This window comes from Cellulosimicrobium composti (assembly GCF_010287905.1).
In the GTDB taxonomy this organism is placed as follows: Bacteria; Actinomycetota; Actinomycetes; order Actinomycetales; family Cellulomonadaceae; genus Cellulosimicrobium; species Cellulosimicrobium composti.
Genome location: NZ_JAAFAN010000105.1, coordinates 1 through 7,934 on the forward strand (window position 1 = coordinate 1; position 7,934 = coordinate 7,934).

9 protein-coding genes are annotated in these 7,934 nt (G+C 73.2%); 3 read left to right on the forward strand and 6 right to left on the reverse strand.

Annotation, left to right across the window (positions count from 1 at the left end):
* Positions 1–903: sigma-70 family RNA polymerase sigma factor (locus GYH36_RS18430; RefSeq protein ID WP_162290608.1), on the reverse strand; the 903-nt coding region annotated here is incomplete at its 3' end.
* A gap of 206 nt (positions 904–1,109) precedes the next feature.
* Here GYH36_RS18430 and GYH36_RS18435 point away from each other — a divergent pair.
* Positions 1,110–1,877, forward strand: a complete 768-nt coding sequence (locus GYH36_RS18435) for a hypothetical protein (RefSeq protein WP_024841497.1) — start codon at positions 1,110–1,112, stop codon at positions 1,875–1,877.
* 104 nt (positions 1,878–1,981) lie between these two features.
* Here the strand turns inward: GYH36_RS18435 and GYH36_RS18440 are convergent, their stop codons facing one another.
* Entirely contained in the window at positions 1,982–2,290 is a 309-nt protein-coding gene (locus GYH36_RS18440) for a DUF1540 domain-containing protein (protein WP_024841498.1), read from the reverse strand.
* A gap of 221 nt (positions 2,291–2,511) precedes the next feature.
* On the opposite strand from GYH36_RS18440, the gene GYH36_RS18445 reads away from it, so the two are divergent.
* Positions 2,512–3,237: a phosphotransferase gene (locus GYH36_RS18445; protein ID WP_162290610.1), complete on the forward strand. Its 726-nt coding sequence runs from the start codon at positions 2,512–2,514 to the stop codon at positions 3,235–3,237.
* A gap of 8 nt (positions 3,238–3,245) precedes the next feature.
* Here the strand turns inward: GYH36_RS18445 and GYH36_RS18450 are convergent, their stop codons facing one another.
* From GYH36_RS18450 to dnaK, 4 genes are all read right to left on the reverse strand, one after another.
* Positions 3,246–3,734, reverse strand: a complete 489-nt coding sequence (locus GYH36_RS18450) for a heat shock protein transcriptional repressor HspR (RefSeq protein WP_115943307.1) — start codon at positions 3,732–3,734, stop codon at positions 3,246–3,248.
* Positions 3,735–3,748: 14 nt separating this feature from the next.
* Positions 3,749–4,741, reverse strand: a complete 993-nt coding sequence (locus tag GYH36_RS18455; RefSeq protein ID WP_024841501.1) for a DnaJ C-terminal domain-containing protein — start codon at positions 4,739–4,741, stop codon at positions 3,749–3,751.
* 159 nt (positions 4,742–4,900) lie between these two features.
* Positions 4,901–5,560: a nucleotide exchange factor GrpE gene (grpE, locus tag GYH36_RS18460; protein WP_024841502.1), complete on the reverse strand. Its 660-nt coding sequence runs from the start codon at positions 5,558–5,560 to the stop codon at positions 4,901–4,903.
* The gene (gene dnaK / locus GYH36_RS18465) at positions 5,557–7,440 is read right to left on the reverse strand and encodes a molecular chaperone DnaK (RefSeq protein WP_024841503.1); all 1,884 of its coding nucleotides are present in this window, start codon (positions 7,438–7,440) and stop codon (positions 5,557–5,559) included. The genes grpE and dnaK overlap by 4 nt, the downstream gene beginning before the upstream one ends.
* Before the next feature lie 292 nt (positions 7,441–7,732).
* Here dnaK and GYH36_RS18470 point away from each other — a divergent pair, with 292 nt between their 5' ends.
* A complete protein-coding gene (locus tag GYH36_RS18470) occupies positions 7,733–7,891 on the forward strand; it encodes a hypothetical protein (RefSeq protein ID WP_162290611.1) in 159 nt (52 codons plus the stop codon).
* Positions 7,892–7,934 lie beyond the last annotated feature (43 nt).

Below are 7,934 nucleotides of genomic sequence, written 5' to 3' on the forward strand. Positions count from 1 at the left end.
CGCGCCGGACCCGCCCGCGCCGGACCCGCCGGCGCTCGACGCGCCCTGCAGGGCCGCGCCGACGCCGCCCGCGACGGCCGCGCCGCCCGCGGTCGGGAGCGCGGTGCCGACCAGCCCGAGGGCGCCGACGCCGAGGACGAGCGGGGCGATGACGGACCGCATGCCGTGGGACACGTCCCCGAGCTCGAGCACGAGCGCGCGGCAGTCGCCGCAGCCGTCGAGGTGCGCCTCGACGCGCGCCGTCTCGCGCTTCGCGAGCCCGCCGCGCACGAACGAGCCGAGGAGCGCGTTGACGGTGCGGCACTCCTCCGCGGGCACGGACGTGAGGTGCTGCTGGAGGTAGGCCTGGCGCAGCCCCTCGCGCGCGCGGTACGCGAGCGCGGAGACGCCGTTCGCGGTGAGGCCGAGGATCGGCGCGATCTCGGCCGGGGAGAGGTTCTCGACCTCGGTGTACCAGAGGACGGCGCGCCACCGCTCGGGCAGGTCGAGGTACGCGCGCGCGACCGTGGAGCGCTCGAAGCCCTCGAGCGTCGGGTCCTCGGTGGACGCCATGGGGCCGAACGCCGTCTCGAAGGTGCGCTCGTCGTCCGTCGGCTGGGTGCGCCGCGCGCCGTTCACGAGGTCGTAGGACAGCCGGCGCACGACGGTGAAGAGGTACGCGCGGAACGTGACGTCGGGACCGCCGCCGCCGCGCAGCACGGACAGCGTGCGGGCGAACGCGTCGGAGACCACGTCGTCGGCGTCGGCGGTGGATCGGACGTACTGGCGGGCGACGGTGCGGGCCGCGGCGGCGTGCCGCTCGTAGAGGACGCCGTAGGCGCTCGTGTCGCCCTCGCGCACGGCGGTGATGAGCTCGGCGTCGCTGAACGCCTCGCTCCACACCTGTTCCTGCGCCTGCGTCATGTCACCCGCCCCGGAGACCCGCCCCGAACCGAGGCGTACGGTGGCCATAGTAGACGGCTGTCCAACAGGAGGGCACTGGCCTCCCGGCGACAGAACGGTAACGGCCGGAGTCCTCCGTTTTCGCCCTTTTTCACCCGGGACGAGCAGTCTCGGAAACTTCCTCGTGGACCCGCGTCATGGATGGCCCGCCCGCCCGTCTCATCTACATGGACCATCTCCACGGGTTTGCCGTGCCCGCACCCGACACCGTGCGCGAGCACTGGCGTCGGGCGAGCGCCGAGAGCGTCTGGCTGCGGCCGGGCGACTGGTACCACCCTGCCGTCGACGCGCTCGTCGAGGCGCTGTGCGAGGAGCGGGACACGGTGCCCGCCGCCGAGCGGCTCGGGCGCGTGCGCGCCGAGGCCGGCGTCGGGATCGGCGAGGCCATCGACGACGTCGTGTGCCTGTTCCGCGTGCGCGACCGCGAGCCGGGCGTCGAGCTGCTGCGCGCCGTCGCCGTCGGCTGGTCCGAGGGCTACGAGGCGACCCCGGTGACCCCGGAGGTCCTCGACCCCGAGTCGGGCCTCGCGACGACGCAGTACCTGGTGCACCGGCTCCGCGAGACGTACGGCGTCGCCGCGCGCACCGGCGTCGCCGCGACGCACACCCACGGCCTGCTCGTCGTCGACGTCGCGCTCGACGACCTCACGGGCTGGCAGCGCTTCGCCCGGTCCGCCGCGATGGGGCGCGCCCTCACCCACACGTTCGGCGACGGGCACCCGATGGCGTCGCTCGGCGACGGCCTGTTCGTCGTGCTCGGCGAGCGCGGGGTGGACGACCACGAGCTGCGCAGCGCGCTCCGGCACAGCATCGAGCGCACCGGGCTCTCCCTCGGCGTCACGGCGATCCTGCGCCGACCGCCGCGCATCTGGCTCGAGCCCCTGCCCGGGACCCACACCGCCGCGGTCGAGCTCCTCGGCACCCTGCAGCGCTGACACGACCGCGCCCCGCCCCACGCGGGCTAGCGCGTGGGGCGGGGCGTCGGGCGGCGTCCACGGCCGGCGGGAGCCGGCCGCCTCGTGCACGGTCGTACCGCGCGTCAGCGCGGGGTGTAGGTCAGGCAGTCGGCGCGGTCCTCGCCCGTGGCTCCCGCACCGACGCGGATGGAGGGCGCCGAGCACTCGAGAGCGGCGTTGTGCACGCAGTCCGTGCGCTGGCACGCGCCGACGTGCGCGAGGACCTTCTCCAGGCCGCCCTTCGTGCCGAGCGGGATGAAGGTCGCGCACTCGGCGTCGCCCGCGTGACCGGCGATCGTCACGGCGCCCGCGTGGCACCCGTGGTCGTGGTTGTAGCCGCAGCCGTCGATGGAACACTCGACGACCTGCGGCATCTCCGTGAGGCTGCTCATCGCGATCTCCTTCTCTGACGAGGACCCGTCGGTGCGACGGGCTTCTGCTCCCACGGTATTCCTGGAAATGCGCCCTGCCTAGGAAGTGAGGCCTTGCTCAGAAATGCAGGAATGCGCCGCCATTAGCGCACGAGAATCTTTCACAATTACCTGACCTGCCGGAACACCGCGCACGGCGGCGCGGTCTCGTCAGGGACGCCCCGGAGGCGTAGCGTCGGAGGATGGCCACCTCGGGCGCGCCGCTGTTCTCGGGCGCCGGCGCCGACCTCTACGCCGTCGGCGCCGACCGCGTCCTGCGCCGGTCTCGCTCGGGCGCCGACGCGGCGGGCGTCGCCGCCGTCATGCGGCACGTGCGCGAGGCGGGCTTCCCCGCACCCCGCGTGGACGCCGCGCGTGACGGCGACCTCACCATGGAGCTCGTGCGCGGGCCCACGCTCCTGCAGTCGCTCCTCGGCGGGCGGACGTCCCTCGCGGGCGCGGCCCGGACGCTCGTCGCGCTGCACGACGCCCTCCACGCGCTCCCCGCGCCGGCCCCGGGCGGGGCGGCGCACGCGGCGCTCACCGTGCCGTCGCCCGTCGCCCTCGACGCGGCGTCCGACGGGCCGCCGTGCGTGCTGCACCTGGCCCTGCACCCCGCGAACGTCGTGCTGACGGCCGACGGGCCGGCCGTCCTCGACTGGACGAGCGCCCGGCTCGGGCCGGCCGGGCTCGACCTCGCGGTCACCGCGGTGATCGTCGCGGAGGTCGCCGTGGACGAGGACGACGAGCTCGCGCCGGGAGCGCGCGTCCTCCTCGACGCGTTCCTGCACCTCGCCGACCCCGTGCTCGGGAGCCACCTCGACGCCGCCGCGCGGGTCCGTGCCGGCGACCCGGGCCTCGACCCGGCGGAGTCCGCGCTCGTCCCGGCCGCGGCCGCGCTCGTCGCGCGCGAGGCGCGCCGCAGCTGACGGCGGGGTCAGTCGTCGGCGTCGGGCCGCGGGCGCCAGATGACGAGCGCGCGCGCCTCGCCGTGCTCGACGAGCGTCTCGCGCAGCGCCTCCTCGACGCCGCGGCGCACGCTGCGCCCGCGCGGCACCACGACGACGTCACCGCTCGCCGCCGCGGCGAACACGCGGCCGCCGGGCTCGACGCGCGCGGACAGCGCCTCGATGCGCCGCTCGAGCCGCTCGACCTGCGCCTCGAGCGCGAGGATCCGCTGGATGCCCGCGAGGTTGATGCCCTCGTCGTGGCTGAGGCGCTGCACCTCGAGGAGCTTCGCGACGTCGCGCAGCGAGTACCGGCGGCCGCGGCCCGCGGTGCGGCGCGGCACCACGAGGCCGAGCCGGTCGTACTGGCGCAGCGTCTGCGGGTGCATGCCCGCGAGCGCCGCCGCCTGGGAGATGACGAGCACGGGGGCGTCCTGGTCGACGTCGTCCCGGCCCGGCACCGCGCCCTGTGCGGTCATGGTCGACCGCCTCCTCATTCCGCCGCCTGGCGGACCAGGTCGGCGCGCACGTCCTCGCCGTCCGTCTCGGCGGCGAAGGTCTCGACGGCCTCGCGCGCCGCGCGCGAGAGCTTCTGCGGCACGGCGACCTGGACGGTGACGAGCAGGTCGCCCGTCCCCTTCGCGGTCCGCACGCCGCGGCCCTTGACGCGCAGCGTGCGGCCCGACGGCGTGCCGGCCGGCACCTTGACCTTCACGGTCGAGCCGTCGAGCGTCGGCACGGCGATGGTCGCGCCGAGCGCGGCCTCGGCGAACGTCACGGGGACGGTCACGCGCAGGTTGGTGCCGTCGAGCGAGAACACGGGGTGCGGGGTGACGTGCACGGTGACGACGAGGTCGCCGTCGGGTCCGCCGGCCGTGCCGGGGCGGCCCTTGCCGCGCAGCCGGATCTTCTGGCCGTCGCGCACGCCCGGCGGGATGCGCGTGGTGACGGCACGCCCGTCGACGGTGAACGTGACCGTGGAGCCCTCGACCGCCTGGCGGAACGGGAGCGTCGTGGCGGCGGCGACGTCGGCTCCGGCGCGCGGGCGCGGGCCGCCGAACTGCTGGGCGCCCGCGCCGCCGAACATCGACCCGAGGATGTCCTCGAAGCCTCCGGCGCCGCCCTGGCCGCCGGTGGAGTAGCGCACCCGGGCGCCGCCCGGTGCGGCGCCGCCGAACATGCCGCCGAACAGGTCCTCGAAGCCGCCCGCGCCCTGGGCCCCGCCGGGGCCGGCGGAGAAGCGTGCGCCGCCGGCCATCGCGCGGATCGCGTCGTACTGCTCGCGCTCCTTGGGGTCGGAGAGCACGGCGTACGCCTCGCCGATCTCCTTGAACTTCGCCTCGGCCGTCGCGTCCCCGGGGTTCTGGTCGGGGTGGTACTGGCGGGCGAGCTTGCGGTAGGCCTTCTTGATCGCGGCGTCGTCGGCGTCCTTGGAGACGCCGAGCGCGGCGTAGAAGTCCTTCTCCATCCAGTCCTGTCCGGTCACGGCGCCTCCCTCCTGTCGGTGGTCGTGGTCCTGGTTCCTTCTCGTCGTCCGCGCCCGGTCGCCGGGAGCGGTGCTGCTGGTGATCCTCGCGTGCCCGACGGCGGAGCGCACCTCCGCGCGGGAGGTGCGCCCGCGCCGTCGGGCACGGTGGGGTCGGTGCTACTCGGGTCCGACGACCGAGACGCGCGCGGCGCGCACGACGCGCTCGCCGATGCGGTAGCCGGGCTCGATGACGAGGTTCACCGTGGTGGCGGTGGCCTCGGGGTCGGCCTGGTGCATGAGCGCCTCGTGGACGGTCGGGTCGAACTCCTCGCCGACCTTCCCGTACCGCTCGATGCCGAACTTCTCCAAGCTCGCGTCGAGCTTCTCCGCGATGGCGGCGAACGGGCCCGTCAGCTCACCGTGCTGGCGCGCGCGGTCGATGTCGTCGAGCACCGGCAGGAGCGCGGTGAGCACGTCCTCCACGCCCCGCGCCCGCGCGGCCTCCTGGTCGCGCAGCGAGCGGTTGCGGTAGTTCGTGAAGCTCGCGCGCTCGCGCTGGAGCGCCTCGAGGTGCTCCGCGGCCTCCGCCTTCGCGGCGAGGACCTCGGCGTCGACCTCGGCCTCGCCGGACGGCTCGAAGTCGAGGCCCGCGAGCGGGTCCGTCTCCGCGCCGCCGCCGGCCCCCTCGGACGGCGCGGCCTCGCCCGCGGGGCGGGGCTGCGCCGTCTCCGGGTCGACCTTGCGCTTGTCGGTGAAGTGGAAGGGCTTGTCCTCGGGGCCCTGACCGGGCTCGCGCCCGGCCTGCTCCTCGGGGCCCCGTGCGTCGTCCGACGTCACTTCTTGTCGTCCTCGTCGTCCACGATCTCGGCGTCGACGACGTCCTCGTCCGGTGCGGACGAGGCGCCCGCCGCGGCGGACGCGTCGTCAGCAGCAGCACCGGGGTTGCCGGCGGCCTGCTCCTGCTCGGCCGACGCGTAGAGCGCCTGGCCGATCTTCTGCGAGGACGCGACGAGCTTCTCGTGCGCGGTCTTCACCGCGGCGGCGTCCTCGCCCTCGAGCGCGGACTTCACCGACGCGATGTCGGCCTCGACCTCGGTGACGACGTCGGCCGAGAGCTTCTCCTTGTTCTCGGAGACGAGCTTCTCCGTCGAGTACACGAACGCCTCGGCCTGGTTGCGGGTCTCCGCCTCCTCGCGACGCTTCTTGTCCTCGGCCGCGTGCTCCTCGGCCTCCTTGACCATGCGGTCGATGTCCTCCTTGGGCAGCGCCGAGCCACCCGTGATGGTCATCTTCTGCTCCTTGCCGGTGCCGCGGTCCTTGGCGCCGACGTGGACGATGCCGTTCGCGTCGATGTCGAAGGTGACCTCGATCTGCGGCACGCCGCGCGGGGCCGGCGCGATGCCGGTGAGCTCGAACGTGCCGAGCGGCTTGTTGTCACGCGCGAACTCGCGCTCGCCCTGGAACACCTGGATGAGCACGGACGGCTGGTTGTCCTCGGCCGTCGAGAAGATCTCGCTGCGCTTCGTCGGGATGGCCGTGTTGCGCTCGATGAGCTTGGTCATCACGCCGCCCTTGGTCTCGATGCCGAGGGACAGCGGGGTCACGTCGATGAGCAGGACGTCCTTGCGGTCACCGGAGATGACGCCGGCCTGGAGCGCGGCGCCGACGGCGACGACCTCGTCCGGGTTGACGCCCTTGTTCGGCTCCTTGCCGCCCGTGAGCTCCTTGACGACGTCGGTCACGGCCGGCATGCGGGTGGAGCCACCCACGAGCACGACGTGGTCGATGTCGGAGACGGAGACGCCCGCGTCGGAGATGACCTTGTGGAACGGGGCCTTCGTCCGGTCGAGCAGGTCCTGCGTCATCTGCTGGAACTGGGCGCGCGTGAGCTTCTCGTCCAGGTGGATGGGGCCGTTCTCGCTCATCGAGAGGTACTGCATCGAGATGGTGGTGCTCGTCGCGGACGAGAGCTCCTTCTTCGCCTGCTCGGCGGCCTCGCGCAGACGCTGGAGCGCGATCTTGTCCTTGGACAGGTCGACGCCCGAGCTGTTCTTCACCTGCTTGATGAGGTGCTCGACGATGCGGTTGTCCCAGTCGTCGCCGCCGAGGCGGTTGTCGCCCGAGGTCGCGCGGACCTGGATCGTGGAGAAGTCGTCGTCGTCCTTGCCGACCTCGAGGAGCGAGACGTCGAACGTGCCGCCGCCCAGGTCGAAGACGAGGATGAGCTCGTCCTCCTTGCCCTTCTCGAGGCCGTACGCGAGCGCGGCCGCGGTGGGCTCGTTGACGATGCGGGTCACGTTGAGGCCCGCGATCTGCCCGGCGTCCTTGGTCGCCTGACGCTCGGCGTCGTTGAAGTACGCCGGGACGGTGATGACCGCGTCGGTGACGGGCTCGCCCAGGTACTCCTCGGCGTCGCGCTTCAGCTTGCCGAGGATGCGCGCGGAGATCTCCTGCGCGGTGTACTTCTTGTCGTCGATCTCGACGGACCAGTCGGTGCCCATGTGGCGCTTCACCGAGCTGATGGTGCGGTCGACGTTGGTGACCGCCTGGCGCTTGGCGACCTCGCCGACGAGGACCTCGCCGGTCTTGGAGAAGGCGACCACCGACGGCGTCGTGCGCGACCCCTCGGCGTTCGCGATGACGGTGGGCTCGCCGCCCTCGAGGACGGCGACCACCGAGTTGGTGGTGCCGAGGTCGATCCCGACTGCTCGTGCCATGTGTGCTGCCTCCGTTGTGCTGTGGGTGCCCGACGGCGTACGCGCGCCCGGGCACTCCGGGTTGAGTCTGCTGCACTCAAGGTAGGCGCGGGGTCGGCGCTCGCGCAACCCCGCCGGACCGAACTTGAGTCTGTATGGCTCAACCTTCGCCGAGGGCGAACTATTCCCGACGTCGGGTGCGGTCACGGGGACGCGGCGGTGTAGGTTTCCACCTACCTTGGCGAGTTTTCCATCACGGTGTCGTGGCCGTGGCGAATTTTCCATTAACGTGTCGTAGTCCTACGATTCGGACATGCCGGTCGCAACGGGCGAGGTCCAGGTCACTTACGTGACTGGCCCGGGCGACGATGTCACCGCCGGCATCTCGAAGGTCGACGCGCGCCAGCTCGCCGAGGGCAGCCCGGTGCGTGAGTTCCCGGGGCTGCTGCACGATTCCGTGACAGTTGGTTAGGCAGCTTGGTCGGCGGCCTGGCTCATGATGATCTCGAACTCGA